Raw genomic sequence first — 23285 nt, 5'->3', positions numbered from 1 at the left:
CTTCGCGCACGCAATTTTGGGATTTATCAGTTGCCCGTCGGCATCGGAATCTTGACGCCATCCTTCTCCAGTTGATCGCGGAGCCATTGAAAGCGCTGGTATTCCGTAATGGTTATCGGGCCGCTGTAGCTCTCACTCTGCAGTTTGCGCGGCGGATATTGGAGGTAGGTCTTCATCAGCCCCTCGATCGCCTGGCTGATCGTCACCATGGTCCAGGTGCGCTCGGTAAAGTTATTCATAAACAGGTCGTAACGCTCCTGCGGGTCCTGCCAGAGATCGAATACCTGCGGTACCGTGGCGACATATTTTTCTGCGCCTTTCCAGCCGAGATTGGTGTCCACCGACAGTCCGCCGGTGTGGGCACCATCGTCGCCACGCAGGTTGAATACCGCCTTGTAGTTGCCGACACGGGCCGCGCCCGGCGTGAGCTCGTCCTCGGTAAAGTAGAACCAGGAAGTGCGCGCGCTCTTGCCGGTGCCGGCAAGTACTGGCGACATATCGTAGCTGTCGAAATAGATCGGCTGGCCGGCACGGTCATTCACAGGCAATTTGATGCCGGCTACGGAAGCGAAGGTCGCCATCAGGTCCAGGCCGCCGACAATGTCGTGATTGCGCATATTCGCCGGGATTTTGCCCGGCCATACGGCGATGGCCGGCACCCGGTTGCCGCCCTCACGTACCGTACCCTTGGTGCCGCGGAATGGCGTATAACCCGCATCCGGGAAGACATCCTGCCAGGCACCGTTGTCCACGGTGTAAAACACCAGGGTATTCTGATCGAGCCCCAGTTCGCGCAGTTTGTCCATGACGCGGCCCATACGCGTATCCAGCTCCACGACCGCATCGGCGTATTTCGATTTCGACATCGATTTATGTTTGAACTCGGGCGCTGGCATATTCGGCTGGTGGTTCTTCATGAAATTGATGTTGATGAAGAAGGGCGTGCCCTTATTCTTTGCCGCCTGTTCCAGGAATTTGATGCCGGATTTTTCGATGTAATCGTCGAGGAAGGGCAGGCCGACGACGCCTTTTTCCGGGGTGTTCACGTATTGCCCGTTAACTTTCCAATCCTGCTTGGCCGGTTCGCCGGCCTTGCCGGACAGGGAGCCCTTGGTCACCTTGTCGAACATGGCGCGCAACTTCGGGTCCATGTCCGGGAACCAGGTGGGGTCGCCGTAGGTGTAGGCATTGGCGTGGTAAAGGAAGGCGTGCTCCATAAAGTCGTAGCCCTGCGCATTGGGCAGTGCATAGTCGGATTCGCCGAGATGCCATTTGCCGGTGAAATAGGTCTCGTAGCCGGCCTTTTTCAGTACAGATGCCAGTGTCCACTCTGCCTTGGGCAGCCCGCCGCCCTGGCCCTGGAAGGCGACGGTTGTCATGCCGCTGCGGTTGGGAATGCGACCCGTCTGTATGGCCGCGCGACCCGGTGTGCAACTGGGCTGCGCGTAAAAGGAGAAGAAAGTCATGCCCTCGGCCGCCATGCGGTCGATATTCGGTGTCGGCATGCCGCGCCCTTCGCCACCGCCGTAGGGGCCGAGGTCGCCCACGCCGGTGTCGTCCGAGACAATCAGCAGGATATTGGGTTTGCTACCCGCCAAGTTCGCTGGCGCAGTTGCGGGTTGGGATGCCACCGGCGCAGGTTCAGGTTGTGCGGGTGTTGTTGGCGGTGTTGCAGCCTGGGAAGACGTTGATGGCGACGATTCCGGCAAAGTGTCCTGCATCTGCGCGGGCGGTTCCGCCACCGCGCCGCCGGCAGTTACTGTGCTGTCCTGCCCGTCCTGTTTTTGGTTCTCTCCCTCATCTTTACCGCCACAGGCAATCAGCAGAGCCGAAAGGAGTAAAACAGAATAGAAAAGTCGCATAGACAAATCCCTTTGATTTACTAATGGAGGAGGCGTGCCTTTTTCCTGCGGCTTCCTGAGCGATCTATGTTGCCGTTGCGTGGATTCGACGAATCTGCGAGACAGGAAGCCAGTGTATAAACCATAGATCAATGAACAATAGACGAGAGCTGTCGGACACCGCAGAAAAGGCACGGAGAGCTACTGCGAATATCGTTCGGGTTGGCGGACGCTTCGTGTGTTTTGTTATTTCACTGTCATTGCTGCTCTGGCTATCGCTGCCTGCCGCCTTTTCACGGCGTATACCAGATCGGGCTGGAGAAGGCGCGTTCCTGGTGGGTCATCGGCACCTTCTTGTCCATGTCGATACCGAAGCGAACCTTGTCATACAGTGTCCAGCGGGGTGTTGGAATCTCGAGCACCCGCACGTAGTAGACGGCTTTGTGCGCGGGATTGAATTCCTCGTCTTTGAAATAGCCGATTAACTGTGGCGCGCCGATATCGTCAGTGTATTTGGCGGTCTTCAGGTCGACAGTATCGCCCACATGCTGGATGCGGTGCATGGCGTCCTTCTTGCGGTTACCGGACCATTTCACGTTGTAGACCTTTTCGTGGGTGTCGCCGTTGCCGTCCACCCAGCCCTTGACGATCTGCACGCGATCCAGGTTGGCGCCCATGGGGTCTTTCATCGCGGCAATTAGAAAGGTCATCGGCTGGCCGCTCTTGGCACCGGATAATTTTCCACCCATGGGGACGCCTTTCTGGTAACCCGCCGTGGCGATGTCGCCTTCGGCGTCCAGCTCATTAAAGTCGAAGCCGCCGAAGAAACGCAGCTGCATACGCGGGCCGGTGGTGGCAAAGGTTTCCTTGCGCATCATCGCGTCCCAGATGGCTTCGCGGGTGTTCTCTTTCGCCCACACCCCCATCACGCCGGAGGCGGCCTGTTCCCAGCCTATGTAGGCACCGCTCGGCCCGGTGAGCAGCGGAAAATTCCAGCGTTGCTTGTTGCTCGGCTCCAGGGTTTTGAACTTGCCGAAGAAATTGTCTTCCTCGGTAGTGGAGAGGCCGGTGTGGGTATCGGTGGCGCCATTGGCGCCGTACTGGAAGGGATTGGTGCCGAGCTCATCCTGCAGGTGCATGCCGTTCTTGAGCGCCTCGCGCCAGTACTCGTATTTAATAGCCCCCTTCGGCTTCGGGGCCATGATCAGGTTGCCTCTGTCCCACAGGTCCCAGTTGGCAAATTCGTCTTCCGGCGAAAGTGAAGGGTGGGACTCGCTCTGGCCTTTGATCTGGGTGACCTCGAACAGTGGTTCGTACTTCGCGCGCATCTGCGCCCATTCCTTGGTCATCTGTGAGCCGTCGAAGCGCTGCTCCTCGAACATGCGACCGTTGGACAGGTTGCCGTTATGGGGGATCGCCAGTACGCGTCCGCCAGTTTTCTGCTCGTAGGCCTGCATCCAGGCCCAGAGCTTTTCCGGATCCTGGGTTTCGAAAGTGGTCAGCGGCAGCAGGCTGCGGGTGCGGTCGGCGCCGTCGCGGAAGATGACGTTGCGGTGCAGGTTGTTGCCGCCATCCGCATTTACTGTCCACTCGTAGGCGATAAAGGTGGAGAATTCCCCGGGTTTGTAATATTTCTCGGCAGCGTCGACGGTCTTTTCCCAGGCGGATTTCATCCACTTCGGATCCATGACCTGTTTCGGCAACCTTTCCTCCGACTGCATGACGATCAGTTCGCTCTTGGCGTCAGCTGCAGCCTTTTCATCCCCGGATGTCAGTGCGTCGTGCCAGCGCTTGATGGTTTCGTCGGCCATCATTTCCGGATTGCCGGCGACAATTTCGTTGATGACGCCCATGCCATCCGAGTGGTCGGTGATCATGAACCAGTCGTAGGGGCGGTGCAGCTTGGCCTTGAGGCCGGAATTGGATTTCACTTCCTGGCCGAGGGCAAAGCGGTAGGCGTCATCCGGCGTCAGGATGGCGCCGTCCATACCGGCATCGGCGGACCAGCCGGTATGCACGTGGGTATCGCCGAAATAGACGTTGCTCGGGTGGTCGGCAGATGAGGCGGGTGCGCTACCGGCCGCGGAACCGGTCGCAGGCACGGTGGCGGATTCACTGGCAGAGTAGGGGTTGTCTTCGGTCGAGATATCCCCGGAGTCCGGTGTGGCAGTGCCGAACTCCTCGCCGACAATCTGTTCGTCAGCTTTTCCCTGGTCTTTAGCCGCCTTGTCCGTTGTGCTGCGGTCACCGTCACAGGCGGTCAGTAATACGGCCAGGGACAGAGCAATGGCTTCAAAGGCAAATCTTTGTGGGAACATTAACGGTGACTCCTTGTCGTCATATCCCTATTCGGAGAGCCCGATAACCTGATAGGTCAATGATCTTTGCGGGCTCACGGCGTGTACCAAATGGGTGAACTGTAGACTCGCTCCTGAATCGTCGCAGGGTGACCAGTCACCTTTACGTCGATGCCCAACGCGATGGCGTCCAACAGCGAATAGCGAGGTGTCGGTATCTCCAGGGCGCGCACATAGTAGAAAGCGGATTGCTTCGGGTCGAAATCTGGATCGCCCCAGGCGACAGAGAGTTGTGGTGCGCCGATGCTGTTGGTGTACTTGCCGGTTTTCACGTCGACAGTATTACCCACGGGTTCCTTGCAGCGGCCGTCCTTACTGATCGTGCGTTTGCCGGACACCGCGACGTCGTAGATGCGTTGCTGCGCTTTACCTGACTTGTCGACCCAGCCTTTTATGATCTGTACGCGATCGAGATTGGCGCCGTCTGGATCTTTTAGTACTCCAACCAGGAAAGTTGGCCGTTGTCCATTTGTCAGTTGCAGGTCACCGCCCATGGGGACCCCGCGAGCATAACCCGCCTTGGCAATCTCGCCTTTAGTATCCATCGGTTGGAAGTCGGGCCCGCCGAAGAAGCGCAGTGTGATGCGCGGACCAGTGGTTGTGTAAACTTCCTTGCGCTTGAAGGCATCCATGATCCCCTTGCGCGTATTCTCGGTGGCCCAGACACCAGCCAAACCGGCAGCGCCCATGTCCCAGCCCTTGGAGGAACCAATGCCCGTCGGATGGGAGCGCTTTGCAGGAATGTTGTCGTGCTGGCCCTTGCCCGCGAAGTTATCTTCCTCGATAGCGCTAATACCGGTGTGACTGTCAGTGGAACCGATCATGCCGAATTTGTAGGGGTTGGCATTGAGCTTTTCTTGGAATTCGAGGCCGCGCATCAGTCCCGACCGCACATAGTCTGCCTGGGTTGCTTTGGGGCGGGCCCCGTCCGGGGTAAGCGCAAAATCATACACTTCGTAGTCCGCGAATTCGTCGTTTGGAAAGAGTAGGGGGTTGGACTCACTATCGCCTTTGATCTGCGTGGCCTCGACGGCTTTTTCCCATTGCATCCGTTTATTGGCATACTCCGGAGTAATCGGCTCACCGTTATGGCGGGTAGCGGCAAACATTCTGCCCATACTGATATTTGAGCCATGAGGAATCGCGACAAAATTGGCTCCTGTTGTTTTGCTTGTTTTCTCCAGCCATGCCCAAAGATCCTCGGGGTCATCACTCTCCAAGAAACTGTAGGGCAGGTACTGTTTTGCGACGTCGGCACCTTCCTGCTGGAAAATAACCCGGTGCAGGTTGGCGCCATCGGTATTGGACGTCCACTCCCAGCCGATCAGCGTAGTGAATTTTCCTGGCGTATTATGACGCTCGGCCATCTCTATCTCGTGATCCCAGGCGGACTTGCGTTTGCTGCCTGTATGTAGATCGCTAATCATTTCTTTCGCGGTAACCCCCATCTTGTTTGGCTTGTTTGACGCCGCATAGTTGATAGCGTCATAAACCGCTTGCAACCCCTCCTCTGACTTGTCCCCGCCGAGTTTCAGCATTGCCTTGCCAGTCTTGGTGTTGGCGAACAGTGGATCTTTGTTGTTGAAAAGCAGCGGCATGGTCCCAAGCATTTCCGCGTGATCTGCAACCACCAGAAAATCAAGCGGGCGAGTCAGTTGCCAGATAGTGCCGGTGGTAGGGTTAATCACTGCCTCGCCTTTGGCAAAACGATAGGCGGTATCGGGTGTTGAGTTCGGTGTACCGAACAGGTACACGTCGAAGGAAAAACCCGTGTGGTTGTGCGTATCTCCCCACAATACCTGATTGGGAAAATCGGCAGCAAAAAGTGCGGCGCTCGATAGGGCGCCGGCGAGCGCTAAGCTAAGTTGCCTTAATAACATCTTCAATCTCTGAAATTCACGGCTATCGAGCACTCAGGGAGGTGGCAGAACGATGCGCCTACCTCACCAGTTCAATTTCACCCGCGCGCCACTGCTTGGTGAAAAATGGCTCCAGCGGGCTGTAGAGGCGCAAGATCGTGAACCAGCCCTTGCCTGGCGTCGTTTGAATCCAGTTGCCGCGATCGACGTCTCGCGGCTGCTGGGGGCTGAAATAAATAGTAGTAGAGCCGTCGCGACTGGGTTTCGCGGCAGGGGTGGGGTAGCTCTGGCTGCCCGCGCGGGGATAGCGCTGCGGCGTCGCGAGCATGGAGCGTGTCTGGTTGTCATAGGCGGTGAGCGACCAGAACTTTGCCGCGGGGATGTTTTTCGGCAATGTGACTCTGTAAGTCTTGGCGCCATCAAACGGCTGGCCGTCGGAGTCCGTGAAACCCATCAGGTACTGGGAGCCGACATCGGGGATGCGCATGATCATTCCCGGTGAATCGAGCGTATAGGCAAAGTAGAAGGCGGTGCGCGAGTCCAGCGTGCGGGCGCCGGTGGACGGGTAGGGCTTGAACATGCCGTCCCTGGTGAACTGCGGCGGCGGCGTTTCGAAAAAGGCGCCGCCCTGCCACAGCATGTTGCCCCACATGGAATTGGGGTAGTAGGCCCAGTCCGGGTGTGCCAGGGGCCAGCGCCAGTTCAGTAAACGGCCGGTGGCGTTGCCTACCGCGGCTGCGTCGGAAAGAATCTTCTTCGTCCGCGCATCTGGCTTGAACGGCTTGCCGCGGACGATGTCAAATGCCGCCAGCTGGCCGGCCAGCTCCACGTCGAAACTGCCGGCAGGTTCATTCTGCAGATTGGCGTTCACCATTTCGAAGAAACTGAAATCACTCGGGGGAATGGTATTGAATGCCTTGCCGCTGGCCTCGATAAAGCGTGTCTCCGGTGCGGGCGGGTTCTTACCGAGTCGAACCTTGCCCTCGAGTGCGGTGGCGATGCTGGTGCCGTGGCCGCCGGGGGTGTAGGGATAGATTTTGAGCGCTTTCTTGATGTTCGCGACGGCGGGTTTGGGGTCGTTATTGACCAGGTAGGTGCGGGCGGCGTAGAGCAGGTGGTTAGTCTTGGCCTGGGCAATGAAATAACCGCCCTCCGGTAATGAACCCTCGTATTCCGGTGGCACCAGCAGATACTTGCCCCCCTCACCCCGGTCCGGACCCGGAAAGCCGACATCGATGACCCAGTTGAACCACATGTCGTTGATGGTGCCCAAGCCCATCGACGGCTGCTCTAAAACCATCGGCCCCTTCGATAAATCAACCGCCGCCATGTAGTAGACGGTATCCGCATTGGCGGTGAGAAACAGTGAGTTGGCGTCCATCAGTTCGGAAAACAGCACCACGTCATTGTCCTTGGCGCCGATACTGTGCAGGCCCTGACGAATTGCGTAGGCTGAGGCGCCGCGGAAACTGTTATTGAAGGCTTCCAGCGCGCGAGTAAAAGTGAGCGTGTCGAGCACGCGCTCAGTGGTTTCAACGCTGGGAACGCCATCGCGGAATTCCAGTGTGCCAATTCGCGTTTCTGTTTTATCCGGCGTAGCGATGGCGGCCGGGACCTCAGGGCTCGCCTGGGCCGCTACCAGGCAGGGCAGGGCGGCCGCGGCTATCCAAAGTGTCACTTTCCTGTAATCAAACACTACATTTGCCTCCGGGTTATGAACCTTATCCCACTAAGAATAGTGAGCTTCTGTATCCCGAAAGTTGGAGAATCGGCGCTGCAAAGCGTACTGTCGGCCGACAGGTGTTTAAGATAAGACGATGGGCGTGGAACATCGATTTGTCCCTGTCGTTTCGTTCCGTGACGCGGTAGAGTAGTCGCCCTCTTCAACGATCCCATCCAGTCGATAAGGAAGTCGGAATAGCCAATGGCCCAAGGTTCAAGAAAAGCGGTTCTCTACGCGATCTGCGTCAATGCAATTGTCACCGTCCTGAAGGGACTGGCGGCTCTGGCTACGCACTCGGCGGCGATGATGAACGAGGCGGTGCACAGCCTGATGGATACGCTCAACCAGGTATTTCTACTGGTAGGGCTGATCAAGGGCGGGCGGCCGGCGGACCGGCAATACGCATTTGGCCACGGACAGAAGAAGTACCTGTGGAACCTGTGGAGCGCCATCGGCCTGTTCTCCATCGGCTGTGGACTTGGCCTCGCCCATGCCTGGCACGCCTATCACCAGCTGCACGTGATTGAGCGGCCCACCTCCGTATCGATTCTGGGGCTGGACATTGCGCCGATATGGATCTCGGCCGTGGTACTGCTGATTGCGCTGGTGCTGGAAGGCTATGTACTCGTGGTGGCGGCAAAGGAATTTGCACTGCGCATGCGTGCCGCCGGCAGAAAGAATCCGTTTCGCTATCTGCGCGAGGCGGACGACCCGACCCTGCTGGCAGTGTTGCTTGAGGACACCATCGCCGTAACCGGTGTAATCCTTGCCGCAACCGGTATCGCGATGACCCAGGTGACCGGCAACAAGCTCTGGGATATCGGCTTCTCCGTCATCATTGCGGCGATGCTCGGCGTGACGGCCATCTTCCTCGGCATGATCAATATGCGCTTCCTGACCAGTATTCGTGATCAGTCTGCCGAGCGGGCATTTCAGGAGATCTGCATGTCCCACGCCGAAATCGAGCGCTTTCACGATGTCCGTTCTATCATCGTCGATGAGACCCACACGGTCGTGGTGGCCGAAGTGGAACTGCGCGAAGAGCGACTGGTCGGCGATATGCGCCAGCGCATCGACGCGCACGAGCGCGCGTTGTTATCGCGCGTGCCGGAGGAGCGGCTCAATGACAGCGTGCGGGAATACGTGGAAACCCGTGCGGTGATTCAGGCGACGCTGGAGCGCACTGAACGTATCATCGACGAGTTGGAGACTGAGCTGAAGGAGCGCTGTCCGCAGGTGTTCCATCTTACTGTCGAAGTGGAAGGCATTGCGCCGCAGTCGAAGCTGGATGATCCGGAAGCCTTGTTATCCTAGTGCGCAATCGCTAGTCTTGCGGCCTTTCGCCGCAGCGGTGCTTTCTACGGTATCAAAGCACGGTATCAGATGACCGAAATGGTGATTCCCGGTCATTGATGCCGGACATATTCAGCATCTTTGCGCCGCACGGGCGAACCCACTGCACCCGATGTAAGCAGGTTTATGAGCAATAAAGACAAGCGTCCACTGTATATTCCCCACGCCGGCCCCTCGCTGCTGGAAATGCCGCTGCTGAACAAGGGCAGCGCCTTTACCCTGAAAGAGCGTATCGAATTCAACCTGGTCGGGCTGCTGCCAAATAACGTCGAGTCCATCGAAGAGCAGACCCGCCGCGCCTACCAGCAGTACGAGCAGTGCCGCACCGACCTGGAACGCCACGTCTATCTGCGCGCGATTCAGGACGACAACGAAACGCTGTTTTTCCACCTGATCGAGCAGCACATCGAGGAGATACTGCCGATCATCTACACGCCCACCGTGGGTGCCGCCTGCGAGGAATTTTCCAACATCTACCGCAACCACCGCGGTCTGTTCGTGTCCTATCCGGACCGCGCCTACATGGACGATATTCTGCGCAGTGCCACCAAGGAAAACGTCAAGGTGATAGTCGTCACCGATGGCGAGCGCATCCTCGGTCTCGGCGATCAGGGTATTGGCGGCATGGGCATACCCATCGGCAAGCTGTCTCTGTATACCGCCTGTGGCGGTATCAGTCCGGCAAACACGCTGCCGGTGATGTTGGATGTCGGTACCAACAACCGCACGCTGCTGAACGACCCCATGTATATGGGCTGGCGCCACGAGCGTATCTCCCAGGAGGAGTACGACGAGTTCGTGGCCGAGTTTATCGCGGCGGTGAAACGCCGCTGGCCGAAGGTGCTGGTACAGTTCGAGGACTTCGCCCAGACCAACGCCATGCCGCTGCTCACCCGCTACCGCGACGAGATCTGCTGTTTCAACGACGACATCCAGGGCACCGCCGCGGTAGCGCTCGGCACTATCCTCGCGGCGTGCAAGGCCAGGAACGAGTCGCTGCGCGATCAGCGCGTGCTGGTGGTGGGCGCCGGTTCTGCAGGCTGTGGTATCGCCGAGCAAATCGTGATGGCGATGGTGAACGATGGCCTGAGTGACGCCGACGCGCGCCGCCACCTGTTCATGTTCGATCGTTACGGCCTGATCACCAGCGACATGAAGAACCTGCTCGACTTCCAGGCGCGCCTGGCCCAGGACCCGGCCAAGCTGAAAGGGGTGGCCGACTGGGGCCTGCAACAGCTGATCGAAAAGGTGAAGCCGACCATCCTGATCGGCGTCTCCGGGCAGGGCGGCCTGTTCACCCAGCCGGTGATCGAGGCATTGCACGAGGGCTGTAAGCGGCCGCTGGTGATGCCGCTGTCGAATCCGACATCCCGCGCCGAGGCGACCCCGGAGGAGATCCTGACCTGGACCAACGGCGAGGCGCTGGTGGCCACGGGCAGTCCGTTCGAGCCAGTGGAACTCGGGGGCAAGCGCTACCCGATTGCCCAGTGCAACAATGTCTACATCTTCCCCGGTATTGGTCTAGGCGTTATCGCCGCCGCCGCAACCCGTGTCACCGACAACATGCTGATGGCGGCTTCCAACGCGCTGGCCGAGCAGGCGCCGGTGGTGAAAGCCGGCAAGGGCGCCATGCTGCCGCTACTCGCCGAGATCCGCGACGTCAGCAAACACATTGCCATGGCCGTGGGCCGACAGGCACAGGAAGATGGCGTGGCGCCGGTGGTGGATGAAGAAAAACTGGAGCGCGCGATCGAGCGCAATTTCTGGACCCCGAATTACCGCCACTACCGCCGGCGGGCGTTCTAATCGATTAAAAATGTGCGTCGGTGCAACAGCAGTTCAGCCGTTGTGCCGGCCGTACTTTGCGAGCGCCTCAAGGCGGCTAGTGGATCAAGCGGTAAATTCGGTAACTAAAGCTCCCAGCCGCAGGCTCCAGGGCAAGGCGAAAAAGCGCAGGACTAGCAGGGCTAATTCAAGCTTTTTCAACGCAGCACTGGGGCTTGTGATGAAGAGATCGGTTACAGAATTTACCGCTTGGACCACTAGTTGGACTCCAGGCGCAGCACTTCATAGCCGTGCGGTGTGGGCGCCACATCGTAAAATTCTTCGAATTTGGCGAATAATTCTTTGACCTTACTGGTAGCCTGCTCGGCGTCTTCCTTGCTCTTGTAGATACCGATAATCACCCGTTCACCATTTTCATCTCCGCAGCTGATCCATTGCTTCAGCCCGGGAATCGACATGATTTCGGGCGTCAACACCTCGATTCTCTTATCGATAGTTTCATAGTCGGCCGGTTTGACTTTGTAGGTGGTGATGCGCGCGTACATGGTTTGCTTATTCCCTGTCTGATCGTCAACTGATGATCACGTCAGCATAGTCGATACTCGCAACAGGGCGCAGAAGCGTGCGGGTTAATCAAATGAAATTTGCGAGCCCGAAAGGGGGCTCAGGTGTGAGCCAGGTTCACAAGGGGTGGGTTTCGAGGATAAGGTTCCCGCGAGGAAGTGCCGAAAGTCGTCGGCGGCTGAGGCGGGGCAGAAATAAATCCCCCGAACAGTTTCTCTGCGGCGAGAACCCAGGATTCTCTCCGCAGAGAAACGTGGCAATGATTCAACCGCTCTCTTTCAAGAGCCGTTGAATACAGGGCTTACTTGGTCAGCAGACCGCGACGGACCAGTAGGGCGTCGACGCTGGGTTCCTGGCCGCGGAACTGCAGGTAGTCTTCCATCAGATCCTGGCTGTTGCCCATGGACAGGATGTGTTTGCGGTAGCTGTCACCGTTCTTGCGGTTCAGGCCGCCTTTCTCCTGCAGGTAGGCGAAGGCATCAGCCGCGAATACTTCCGTCCACAGATAGGCGTAGTAACCGGAGGAGTAACCACCGGCGAAAATGTGGCTGAAGTAGGCAGACTTGTAGCGCGGCGGTACCGGCGCGTAGTCAATGCCGTGCTTGGCCAGCGCCTGCTTCTCGAATGCATTGAAGTCTTCGATCTTGGTGCCGGCCGGGATGCTGTGCCATTCCATGTCCAGCAGCGCCGAGGCCAGGTATTCCGTGGTGTCGAATCCCTGGTTGAATTTGTGCGCCTTCAGAATCTTGTCCAGCAGTGCCTGCGGGATCGCCTCGCCGGTTTCGTAGTGCTTGGCGTAATTGGCAATTACCGCGGCTTCGATACTCCAGTCTTCGTGGAACTGCGATGGGAACTCGACGAAATCGCGGGCGGTGGCAGTGCCGGCCAGGCTCGGGTATTTCACCTGGGAGAACAGGCCGTGTACGGCGTGGCCGAACTCGTGGAACATGGTGCTGACTTCATCGAAGGTCATCAGCGTCGGTTGTCCCTGCGCAGGTTTCGGGATGTTCAGCGCGTTGTATACCACCGGCTTGTTGCCCAGCAGATGGCTCTGGGTGACGTACTCGTCCATCCAGGCGCCACCGCTCTTGCCTTCGCGGGCATAGGGGTCGAGGTAGAACAGGCCCACGGAGCTGCCGTCCGCGTTGAAGATTTCGTAGGCCTTTACGTCGGGGTTCCACACCGGCAGGTCGCTGCGCGCCTTGACGGTGATGCCGTACAGGTGCTGCATGGCAAAGAACAGGCCGTCGTCCAGGACACGGTTGAATTCGAAGTAGGGTTTGACTTCGCTCTCGTCCAGGTCGTACTTGGCTGCACGCACTTTCTCTGCGTAGAAGGCCCAGTCCCACGGCTGCAGTGAAAAGTCGCCGCCTTCCTGCTCGATAATTGCCTGGATATCAGCCGCCTCAGCTTTGGCCTTGGCTACGGCTTTGGGGGCCAGATCGTCGAGTATCTTGAATACCGCCTGTGGGGTTTTGGCCATTTGATCGGCGGTAACGTAAGAAGCCCAGTCTGCGTAACCGAGGAGCTTGGCCTTGTCCGCTCTGAGTTCCGCCATGCGGACGAGCAGCGGGCCGTTGTTATCGGCGGCGCGGTTGGCGGAGCTCTCCCAGATCTTCTGGCGCAACTCGCGATTTTTCAGGCTGCCCAGAATGGGGTTGCGGGTGGTGTTGACGAGGGAGATCATGTATCCCTCTTTACCGGCGCCCTCGGCGGCCGCCGCCAGCGACGCGATCTGATCTTCGGACAGGCCGTCGAGCTCCTCTTTGTCCGCCACCAGAATCACATCATTCTTGAACGAATCGAGGATGTTGTTATTGAACTCGGTGGAGAGTTTCGCCAGTTCGGTATTGATCGTGCGAACCTGCGCTTTGTCCTGTTCAGACAGCTTGGCACCGGCGCGAACAAACTGATCGTAATAGAAATCTACCAGTCGCTGGTCTTCCGCGCTCAGTTCGGACTTGTGCTGATGGATGCTGTCAACGCGGGCAAATAGCGTCGGGTTTAGATAGATATTGTCGTTGTGCTCAGACAGCTGCGGAGCAACCTCTGCCTGAATTTCCTGGATTTCGTCGTCGGAGTTCAGGCTGGCGAGGCTAAAGAAAACACGGGCAACCCGCGACAGCAGCTCACCGCTTTTTTCCATGGCCACGATGGTATTGTCAAAGGTGGCGGGTTCGGCGTTGTCGGCGATCGCGCTGATCTGATCCCGATGCTGTTCAAAGCCACTGTTGAATGCCGGGCGGAAATGTCCGACTTTGATTTTGTCGAATTGCGGCGCCTGGTCCTGAAGCGGGCTCGCCTGGAGCAGCGGGTTAGCGGAGGAGACGTCTTTTGTATCCATGCTCTCGGCACTGGTTGTCGGCGTCTTTTCGGCGAGCGCCTGGGAGTTGTTGGGTTTTCCGTCTGAGCAGGCAGCCAAGACGAGGCTGGCGCCGATAGCGGTAGCGAGTAAGGATTTGCGCATAACGTCTCCGAATGCTTTGTGTTTGTTCTGCAATGGCAGGGCAGTGCGAAATTCCGAAGCCATCGCCAGGCTGCTTCCCGGTCGCTAGCGGAATGTCGAACACTATCGTCCGCCGGGAGTAACAGGGGCGGGTAGCGCTGTTCCTTGCAGAGCCTTTATATTTCTTGACTGTCACCTCGAGAGAAGGACGCCATTTGTGCGTCTTGGATACTATCGCATCGATCAGTAGATTCAAGCGTCACCGGGGTGGGGCGCGCGTATTCTGTGACGGGGACGTAAACTCGGAACGAGTTTGGAATAATTCGCTGAAAATAGGTGTAATGACGGGCCTAAATCCTGTTCGCTGGCTCAATTTAAACGGGTGTCAGCGCGCCGGGCGACTGCCAATAGTGGAGGGCAGCGAAATAAGAATGGCCGTCGGCCACTGCACATGGACGAATACCGAGGGCGCTATTCCGCGTTGAGGGGCTTCTGTCTCTGCATGACCTGCTGTAGCAGGCGGCAGCATAGGCGGTAAAAGACATTCGGGCAATGGCGGCTGACCAGTGCGGTGAGTTTACTGCGCATACCGGGGATGATTTGCCAGCGGCCGGCATCCAGTCCGGCGAGAATCGTGTCACAGGCGCTATCCACGTCGAGTGAGCCCGCGAGTTTTTTCAGTTCCAGCGAAATGGGGTTTCCCGTCGCGTTCTCTCCGGCAACCATCGGCGTGCGCACTTCACCGGGGCAGATGCAGCTGACGCCGATACCAAGCGGCTCGCACTCAAAGCGCAGTGTAGTGGCGAGACCGACAACGCCGAACTTGGAGGTGCCATAGGCGGCGTAGCCATAGTTGCTGGTCAGGCCGGCCATTGAGGCGATCAGGGCGAGGCGCGCCCCGGCACGCATATGGGGCAAGGCAGCACTGGCAAAGTTGAAACTGCCGTTCAGGTTTACATTCACTACCTGCTGGAATTCCGTCGCCGTCAGATTCGTGAATGCCTTGTTGATAATAATCCCGGCGGAATTCAGGGCCAGCTCCGGCGGTCCAAATTGACGCACGGCCTCGGCGACCGCGCCGTGCACTTGCGCGGCATCGGTAATATCGATGCGCAGGAACTGCCACTCGCCAGTCCCTTTTTCGGCCGCGCAATCGAGCGCGGCCGCGCTCCCTTCACTGAGCTGCAGATCGAGCACGCTGACTTTGCTCCCGCGGCGCAGCAGGCGAGTGGCAATGCCGAGCCCGATACCGCTGCCGGCACCTGAGATCACGGCGTGAGTCCAGAGCTTCATTATTGTTGTCCTGTGTGCGTTCTTGCAGGCAGCCACAGTGGCTGGAGGACAGTATCCGCAGTTTATCGATTCAAAATCAAGCAACCACAGTCACAGACGCGTGTCATGGCTGGCTCTGCCAGTTGTGCGGCTCAGAGCCCCAGTTTCTTTAGCCCCCAGCCGAGGAACCTTTCGAATCGGGTTTTCGGTTGAATGATGAAGTTATCCAGTACCTTGCGCTTCGGCTCTGTACCCAGCGCCTGCAGCTCGTTATGCAGCAGTTGCAGATCGGCAACTGCGAGTGGCAGCGGGGCTTCATCCGGCTGGAAGCTACTGCCTCTGGAATAGTCGCGGCCGGGTGTGCTGGACATTTCGATATGGGTTCCCAGCAGCGCTGCTACCGGGTTGTCCTGACAAAAGTTCAGCAGGCGCTCGATACTGGCTCGGTAGGCATCCCAGTCGTCGATATACAGCCGGCCGGGATAAAAGGTATCGCCCGTCAGCAGCCACTCGGTGTGCGAATCGTAGACGGCAATACTTTGCGCGTGGTGGCCGGGCGTCGGGAGAATGGTCAGTTCGCGCCCGCCCAGATCCAGCTGGCTAGAGCCATTGGGCCAGTCACTGAGCGCGAAGTATTCGCGAACTGCGCCCAGTTCGGCTGCCACCAGGGTCACGCCAGGCTTGTCGAGGAACTGGCCGTCGGCTGCCTTGTGATCCCTGTGTCCGTGGGAATGGGTCACCAGCAATTCCTGCGGCTCGCCCCGGCCTGCGGCCTTGCGTCGCTCGATCAGCGATCGCACTGTCTCATAGAGTGGAAACTGTTCGGCGTCGGCAGTGGCACCGGTGTCCTGCAGGAACAGAATTTCTTCGCCGAACAGCGCGTAGATAAAAGGCGCTTCGTGATTGAGGCAGCGGTTCTGGCGCAGGATAAAAGTGTCGGGGTCGTGCTGGTAAATCTCTATCGGTGGGTCGCGATTGATTTCACAATCTTCCGAGCCGTGATTCCAATTTTTTTCCCGCAGTGCCTGCAGTTCACCGGCATGGATAAATGGTGCGGACAGCAGCAAGGTCGCCAGCGGGAGGTAGAGACTGAATTTCTTGATCGAGTACATCGCAAATCCGTTTGTCTGGAGGGACGTCTTTTATAGCGCAATGTCGCGGTGGAGTATATCGGTGCCGGCACGCTCTGGCTTTGCTGGACTTCGAGAGCGGCAAAGCAGCTTGAGCGAAATTATTCGATTTTATACGCTCGTCATTACTGGGGTATCCGCGAAACCGGCGGACGGATCTGCAGCCTGCTGACGCGCTACTGGTCTGGCCAGAACGCGACTACCGCTATTCCGGCAACAAGGGGTACGGCAAACAGGATTGCCAGGTGGCGGAGCAGCGTACGGCCACCGAGTACGCCGGCCACGCCGGCCTTGAACAGCATATTGGCGAGGGTGGCGATAACCATGGCGCGCCATGCCGTTGGCGGGGGGAGCACGCCGTTGCCCGCGAGGTTGGCCGTGGACAGGGTGATTGCATCTACATCGGTAAACCCGGAGATCAGCGCGACCACATAAATGCCGCGGTTGCCGAAGTATTCGCGGGCGGCAGCGATCGCCACCAGGATCACCGCATAGAGCGCGGCAAACACCAGTGCGGGCATCAGCTCGGCCGGGTTACTCTGTTCCGGCATCTCATTCCGCCGGTGCTCGAAGAAGCGATAGCCGATGGCACAGGTCAGTGCACTTACCAGCAGCAGCGTGATCAGCGGCGGCAGCAGTTGCGGCAGTATGCGTGGCGCCACCACGGAGATTTCCACAAACATGCGAATAAACATACTGGTGGAAGCAATCAGGATCACCAGCGCCGCTATACCGGCGACACTTCTCTCGACCCTGGCGCGGCGCGCATAACTCACGGTGGTCGCGGTAGAAGAGATCAGTCCGCCGATCAGGCCACTGAGCAGGGTGCCCGCACGCGCCCCCACAAGTTTATACGCGCCATAGCCGCCGAGACCGATGCCGACGATCAGTACCACCAGCAGCCAGATCTTGAACGGATTGAGGACGTCGTAGGGACCAAAGGTGCGGTTGGGCAGCACCGGCAGTATGATCAGGGAGATCAGGGCAAACTGCATGATTGCGCGGAGATCCTGCTCGGGCAGCCGCTGGGCAAATTTGTGCATGCTGGGCTTCAGGTGCAGCAGCACCGCGACGGTACCACCTACCGCGACGGCCACGGACTTTTCGCCCAAAACCAGGAAAGCGCCCAGCAGGTACATCAGCAGTGCCGATACTTCCGTCGTGATACCGCTGCTCTCCTGCTCGCCGCGCAGCCGTTCCAGGTTGCCGATCACGATCAGCACCGTCATGCACAGCAGTCCCGCGGCCATGATCCAGTAGGTGTCGTGCAGTTCACTGATGCGCGCGGTCAGGGCGCCAAAAATCGCGATGAGTGGGTAGGTGCGGATACCGCCGAGGCGATCAGCGGTGCGTTCGCGCTGCAGGCCGATCAGCAGACCCAATCCCAGGGCGATAGTGAGGGCGACGACACTTTCCGGGTCGATAAAGACTTGCAAGGGGTCGGGAATTCCACCCGCAGCGCTGGCCGAGGGGGCGTCTTGCATTGATTCCGTGTCCGGTGGCGCCTGTGGTTCGTATCGCTATGCCCTAATTCTAGTGAAGATGGCAGGGAAGAAGTTTAATCGGCGGCCAGTCCCGCGTGCCGTTGGCCGGCGAGCTGGACCCCGCACGATACGGGGCCGGTGAAGAACTGGCGCCGGTCGCGGGGCGCTAGTGTCCCGGCTCCTCGACTACCGCTCTGTGCTCCACCGACGGGATCGATTGCGACTGGCGGATCTGCAGGTATTCGGCCCAATTGAATCCCTGCTCCGGATCGTCCGGGTCTGTACGCAGGAAGTCGATGGCCGCCTCGGCGCCGCAGAGGAACAGGTGTTCGCAATGGCGATCCGGCATGGAGAAGTTGAGCCAGTGGGGCCGCTCGCCGTTCGCCAGCGGCGTGATGGCAATCTCTTTCACCAGTTCGTTGTACTCGGCATTGAGCGTCGCGCGAAAGTGATTGTCGAGCATGTGGCGGCAGGTATTGATCAGGCCCGTGGTAAAGCGGCCCAGCTTGTTGGTTTTGGGCTGGTAGAGATCCAGTTCCAGTTTGACGCCGAATGTTGGCAGCTTGGGTGTGCCGCTGCGGCTATGGAATATGTCGAAGGGAAAATTGGACACCATACCGCCGTCGACAAACTGGACGTCCTCGGGGAAGGCATTCTTGAAATAGGCGCGGGGATCTTTGATCCCTTTGATTTTTCGCCAGTTTTCCGCCACGGCTTCGCCGTCATCGAGCTGCGGGATTTTCCCGACGACATGAGGCTCGAAGAAACCGGGTACCGACATGGATGCGCGTACAAATTCCGCCGGATTGACGCTGTCAGGGCTGGCGAAATAGAGCGGCGCCTTGCGTGGAAAAACCGCCCGGGTCTCTGTGGTGATGTCCGCGGCGACCAGCGCGACCTCCGCCTTGCCTACCTGGGTGTCCCTGCTGTCGCGATAGACAAGGTCTGGAAACTGGTTGATGCGCGTGTTCAGTTGCGCCGTGTTTTCGATACCCAGCTCTTTCAGTTGCTCCTCTAGCCACTGCTTGAAGGTATTGCCCGGGTTCAGGCCCTTGAATTTGAGCAGGTGATTCAGTGTGCGGAGTGCATCTATCGGGTGCAGTACGAAGCTGCGGAAGGAGCCCTTGCCACTGAGTAGTCGCGCGACGGTTTTCCTGGAAAAGTCCCTGCCATCCTCGAAACTGGCAAAGTCCGCATTGGACATGATGGTCAGCAGTGTTTCACTTTTGACTTCGCTCGGAGTGCCGGCCGCGGCCAGGAACAGCGCATTGATCGCCCCGGCCGAGGTGCCGGCGATCTTGCGAAAACGGATACCGGCCTTTTCCAGAATGTAGGTATAACCCACCAGCGCGATACCCAGCATTCCACCGCCTTCCATAACCAGGTCCACGTACTGGTGGCCTTGTTGATCGCGGATATCGCTGTAGGTGTTGCCGATGATATTGGACTTTGATCTAGCCCATAGAGTGTCCGCGTTAGCGATGGCACTTTCGACCCAAGTTGAACGATCCATGCAGTTTGCTCCTTGTCCGGGTGGCGCTTATCGGTGCGCCAGTTTGGAGATTGGTGTTATTTTCGTGTAACTGGTTGCCCGGCAACAAACATCATCGACCATGTGCGGATAAAGGGCACATACCTGGCTGGCCAATATTGTTATAAAAAACTTAAAAAATGAAGATAGGACCCGCCTGATGCGCGATGCAGACGATTGACCCGGGCAGAAGTGCAAGAGAAAGATTGTCCGCCCGTAACGGCTGTCGCGGGCGTTGCTTGGGATTTGCGCGATTGCGGTTGCTAATCCTGGTAGCGGATATCCACCAGGTAATAAGTTACCCATTCTTCGCCACTCCGCAGTTCCACTTCGTCATCGAGGCGGCGACCGAGCAGGGCGCGGGCTACGGGCGAGTCCATGGAAATCAGGCCGGCTTTCACGTCGAACTCGTCGGGGCCGACGATTCGATAGGTCAGGGTTTTGCCATCATCGTCCTCGAGGGTCACCCAGGCCCCGAAAAAGACTTTGTCCCGGTCCTCGGGAATACGGTCGACCACAGTGACTTCTTCCAGGCGCTTGGTGAGGAAGCGCACGCGGCTGTCGATCTCGCGCAGGCGCTTTTTGCCGTAGATGTAATCGGCGTTCTCTGAGCGATCTCCCAGTTTGGCCGCGTCGCTGACGGCCTGGGTGACGCGCGGACGTTCCACTTCCCAAAGGTGCTTGACCTCGGTGCGCATGCGCTGCGCGCCCTCCGGGGTAATATAGCGGGAACCGCGCGGGCGCGGTGGTCTCCATCTGCCCATACTGATGCGTTCTTCTTGTTAATCCAGGTTCTCGATGGTGATGCCCGGTCCGGGCTCCGGCAGCGGGAATTTGAAAATGCGGCTGTAGAATTCCAGTTCGCCTTCCAGCGCCAGCTTGATGCTGTCGCCGCTGCGGAAGCCGTGGCCCTCATTTGCAAAGGTAATGTAGGCCACGGGAATGCCGCGACGCTTGAGCGCATCGACCATGGTCTGCGCCTGATTCGGCGGCACCACCTTGTCCTCCAGTCCCTGGAAGAATATCACCGGGCAGTCCAGTTGCTCCACGTGATTGATCGGCGACCGCGCCCGGTAGATATGCTCGGAGTCCGGCCAGGAGCCGACGAGCTTGTCCAGGTAGCGGGACTCAAATTTGTGCGTGTCCCGCGCCAGTGTCGTCAGGTCGCCGATCCCGTAATGGCTCGCGCCGGCCTTAAAGGTATTGTGATAGGTGAGGGCGGCCAGCACCGTGTAGCCGCCGGCGCTACCGCCCTTGATCAGCAGTCGGTCGGGATCTGCCAACCCCTTGGCGACCAGATACTCGGCGCCGGCGCAGACGTCCTCCACGTCGGTAATGCCCCAGCTGTCAGTAAGGCGTTCGCGATAGTCGCGCCCGTAGCCGGTGCTGCCGGAGTAATTGACGTCGAGGATGGCAAAACCGCGGCTGGTCCAGTATTGGATCTTGAGATTCAGGCCGGCAGAGGTGGCCCCGGTAGGGCCGCCGTGACTGAAGACTATCAGCGGCGGCTTCTCACCGGCCGGCGCCGTGAATTGCGGATTGTGCGGCGGGTAGTAAAAACCGTAGACGTGGCGTTCGCCGGCGGGGAATTCGATCTCCTGCGCGAGGGAAAAGACAGCTTCCGGCAGTGGATTGCTGTTGCTGCTGGCTATGATTTCCAGTGTGCCACTGTGGTTGTCGTAGGTGACCACTGCTGGAAAACTATCGGCGCCGGCCGCGATCATGACGGCCCGGTGGCTCTCACAGCGCAGGCTCTCTATATCACTGAAGGGTTGCTCGATAACGCGGTGCTCACCGCTGTGAATATCGATCCTGGCCAGGTGCCAGCGCCCTTCCTCGGTGAAGGTACAGAGCATCTCGTCGGAATTCAGGAACCCATATGTGGACATGCCGAACACCCACTGCGGCGTGGCAAATTCGGCGTGTTTGTCCCACAACGGCTCGTCGTGCCCCATCCGGTAAATGTTCCACCAGTTGTTGCGGTCGGAAACATAGAAGAGTTCGCCTTCCGGTGACCACTGCGGCTGGAAAATGGACTCGTTGTCGCCGCCGGCCACTACCGTGGTAGCCAGTACGGTGCCCGCTTTATCCAGCTCTGCGAGGCAGAGTTCGGTGGCATCCCACGGCATGTTTGGGTGGTGCCAGCGGAGAAAACTGAGCCGTCCGCTATTCGGGCTCAGGCTGGGATTCGAATAGAAATCGGCGCCCTCGGCCAGGATTTGTGGGCTACTGTCCAGCGGTGCTTGCAGGTCGATCGAGAGAATGCGGGCTCGTGCTTCACCGCCGGTTTCTGCCGCCGCGTGATCTTCCTGAACGCAAATCAATCGCTGTCGCACGCGGTCCACAAAGAGGTCGGCATAGCGAAAATCACCCTCGACAGTAATGGCTTCCGGCACCAGTTTTTCGAGATCCATGCGGTATATGCGCTGGTCCTCGGCGAGCACAAAGAAAACACTATTGCCACAGACGAGATAGCTGGCGCCGCCGTATTCATGGGCTTTGGATCGAATGCTGAGAGGGGCGGGGAGCAGATCGCGACGGCCGCGCTGCGGGCAGAACTGCACTAGAACCGAGCGGCCCTTTTCCGCCGGCCGTGATTCCAGCCAGTAGCAGCACCCATCCACCAGGCTGGCTTCGCTCAGTCGTACACTGCCCTCTACCAGCAGTTCAGCCCGAATAGCGGATTTCCAGCTGCCGTAGGGCGCAATTTGGTCGGCCGGGGACTCACTCATGGATTCACTTCCTTCACTAGATTCCCGTGGGTTAGCGGCGCATTCTGCCGGGGCCCAGGGGGCGATACAAGGTGCCTTTTTCTGCGCCGCTGCCTGTGCTAGGCTGCAAAAACCAAGCAAGCGCTTGGTGCTTGTCGAGCGTCCGCCGGAACGCCGGAACGCCGGAACGCCGGAACGACACGATGCAACGAATAAAGATAAGCCAGGAGAGCCTGCGATGTCGGATGAAGTGGTGATCACTTGTGCCCTGACGGGGGTACTGACCAACCCGGAGCAACATCCGGTACCGGTAACGCCGGAGCAGATGGCACAGTCAGCACGGGAGGCGTATGACGCCGGTGCCTCGGTCATGCACGTGCATTTCCGTGCCCAGGAGCCGGGCAAGGGCTACCTGCCCAGCTGGGATCCGCAGGTGGCGCTGGCAATCGCGGATGCAATTCGCGCGGCCTGCCCCGATGTCATTCTGAATTTCACCACCGGCACCATCGGCCGCGATCAACAGGGTGCACTCGACTGCATTCGCGCAGGTCGCCCGGAAATCGCCGCCTGTAACGCCGGCAGCCTGAATTACCTCAAGGTGCGCTCCAACGGTACCTGGGCCTGGCCGCCGCTGCTGTTCGAGAATCCGGTGGAAAAGGTGGAAGAGCTGCTGGCGGTCTGTCGCGAAACCGGTACCCGGCCGGAATTCGAGTGTTTCGATCTGGGTATAGTGCGCTCGGTGGGTATGTTCAGCGAAGTGGGCATGGTGGAGCAGCCCAACTACAACCTGGTGATGGGTGTGGCTTCCGGTATGCCGGCCGATGTGGAATTACTGCAGCTGCTGCCGAAATATATGAAGGCCGGCGCCCTGTGGCAGAGCACCGTGATCGGCCGCGAGGAGATATGGCCGGTGCACCGCAGGACCGCGGAACTGGGTGGCCATCTGCGCAGCGGTGTGGAGGACACTTTCTATCTTCCCGGCGGCGAGCGTGCCAGTGGCAACGGGCAGTTGATCGAGGCACTGGTCAGTGTCGCCGAGGAATGCGGCCGCAAGGTGGTGTCTCCGCAGCGGGCCCGTGAAATCTTCCTTTAGTCTTCTGGTTTGCCGGCGGTCGCGTTTTGCCGACCGCTGGTCCACGCCTATTTCATTCCTTTTCCCGGTTCTCGACTAGTCTTTATACGGAGCGTGATTTTCTGCGCCAGGTGCGCAGTTTGCGGTGTAATCCTGC

15 protein-coding genes are annotated in these 23285 nt (G+C 58.8%); 3 read left to right on the top strand and 12 right to left on the bottom strand.

Features of this window, described 5'->3' with window-relative positions; all coding sequences use genetic code 11:
* Nucleotides 1-26: 26 nt before the first annotated feature.
* From BUC36_RS02460 to BUC36_RS02445, 4 genes are all read right to left on the bottom strand, one after another.
* Nucleotides 27-1598: an arylsulfatase gene (locus BUC36_RS02460; protein WP_200797171.1), complete on the bottom strand. Its 1572-nt coding sequence runs from the start codon at nucleotides 1596-1598 to the stop codon at nucleotides 27-29.
* A 536-nt stretch (nucleotides 1599-2134) separates the two neighbouring features.
* A complete protein-coding gene (locus BUC36_RS02455) occupies nucleotides 2135-4159 on the bottom strand; it encodes a DUF3604 domain-containing protein (RefSeq protein ID WP_073271103.1) in 2025 nt (674 codons plus the stop codon).
* A 74-nt stretch (nucleotides 4160-4233) separates the two neighbouring features.
* Entirely contained in the window at nucleotides 4234-6078 is a 1845-nt protein-coding gene (locus BUC36_RS02450; RefSeq protein WP_073271100.1) for a DUF3604 domain-containing protein, read from the bottom strand.
* Between the two features lie 58 nt (nucleotides 6079-6136).
* Nucleotides 6137-7735 carry a DUF1254 domain-containing protein gene (locus BUC36_RS02445; RefSeq protein ID WP_143186861.1) on the bottom strand — a complete coding sequence of 533 codons (1599 nt, stop codon included), beginning with the start codon at nucleotides 7733-7735 and terminating at the stop codon, nucleotides 6137-6139.
* A gap of 246 nt (nucleotides 7736-7981) precedes the next feature.
* On the opposite strand from BUC36_RS02445, the gene BUC36_RS02440 reads away from it, so the two are divergent.
* A complete protein-coding gene (locus BUC36_RS02440) occupies nucleotides 7982-9094 on the top strand; it encodes a cation diffusion facilitator family transporter (protein ID WP_073271096.1) in 1113 nt (370 codons plus the stop codon).
* 165 nt (nucleotides 9095-9259) lie between these two features.
* A complete protein-coding gene (locus BUC36_RS02435; RefSeq protein WP_073271094.1) occupies nucleotides 9260-10939 on the top strand; it encodes an NAD-dependent malic enzyme in 1680 nt (559 codons plus the stop codon).
* A 236-nt stretch (nucleotides 10940-11175) separates the two neighbouring features.
* Here the strand turns inward: BUC36_RS02435 and BUC36_RS02430 are convergent, their stop codons facing one another.
* The 8 genes from BUC36_RS02430 to BUC36_RS02395 form a co-directional block, all read right to left on the bottom strand.
* The gene (locus BUC36_RS02430) at nucleotides 11176-11463 is read right to left on the bottom strand and encodes an antibiotic biosynthesis monooxygenase family protein (protein ID WP_073271092.1); all 288 of its coding nucleotides are present in this window, start codon (nucleotides 11461-11463) and stop codon (nucleotides 11176-11178) included.
* A 320-nt stretch (nucleotides 11464-11783) separates the two neighbouring features.
* Nucleotides 11784-13949, bottom strand: a complete 2166-nt coding sequence (locus BUC36_RS02425; RefSeq protein ID WP_073274457.1) for a M3 family metallopeptidase — start codon at nucleotides 13947-13949, stop codon at nucleotides 11784-11786.
* 450 nt (nucleotides 13950-14399) lie between these two features.
* Nucleotides 14400-15221: an SDR family NAD(P)-dependent oxidoreductase gene (locus BUC36_RS02420; RefSeq protein ID WP_073271088.1), complete on the bottom strand. Its 822-nt coding sequence runs from the start codon at nucleotides 15219-15221 to the stop codon at nucleotides 14400-14402.
* 131 nt (nucleotides 15222-15352) lie between these two features.
* Entirely contained in the window at nucleotides 15353-16312 is a 960-nt protein-coding gene (locus BUC36_RS02415; protein WP_073271086.1) for an MBL fold metallo-hydrolase, read from the bottom strand.
* A gap of 194 nt (nucleotides 16313-16506) precedes the next feature.
* Complete coding sequence (locus BUC36_RS02410) at nucleotides 16507-17814, bottom strand: MgtC/SapB family protein (RefSeq protein ID WP_084535505.1); 1308 nt, start codon at nucleotides 17812-17814, stop codon at nucleotides 16507-16509.
* 166 nt (nucleotides 17815-17980) lie between these two features.
* A complete protein-coding gene (locus tag BUC36_RS02405) occupies nucleotides 17981-19327 on the bottom strand; it encodes a patatin-like phospholipase family protein (RefSeq protein ID WP_073271084.1) in 1347 nt (448 codons plus the stop codon).
* A 281-nt stretch (nucleotides 19328-19608) separates the two neighbouring features.
* Nucleotides 19609-20109: a transcription elongation factor GreB gene (gene greB, locus BUC36_RS02400; protein ID WP_073271082.1), complete on the bottom strand. Its 501-nt coding sequence runs from the start codon at nucleotides 20107-20109 to the stop codon at nucleotides 19609-19611.
* An 18-nt stretch (nucleotides 20110-20127) separates the two neighbouring features.
* The gene (locus tag BUC36_RS02395; protein ID WP_073271079.1) at nucleotides 20128-22077 is read right to left on the bottom strand and encodes a S9 family peptidase; all 1950 of its coding nucleotides are present in this window, start codon (nucleotides 22075-22077) and stop codon (nucleotides 20128-20130) included.
* 217 nt (nucleotides 22078-22294) lie between these two features.
* Between BUC36_RS02395 and BUC36_RS02390 the strand changes: the two genes are divergently transcribed.
* Nucleotides 22295-23149: a beta-keto acid cleavage family enzyme gene (locus tag BUC36_RS02390; RefSeq protein WP_073271077.1), complete on the top strand. Its 855-nt coding sequence runs from the start codon at nucleotides 22295-22297 to the stop codon at nucleotides 23147-23149.
* Nucleotides 23150-23285: the final 136 nt, after the last annotated feature.

The sequence above is a fragment of the Microbulbifer donghaiensis genome, assembly GCF_900129095.1.
In the GTDB taxonomy this organism is placed as follows: Bacteria; Pseudomonadota; Gammaproteobacteria; order Pseudomonadales; family Cellvibrionaceae; genus Microbulbifer; species Microbulbifer donghaiensis.
The sequence above is the reverse complement of the archived record's forward strand: the minus strand, read 5'-3'. Positions and strand labels throughout refer to the sequence as shown.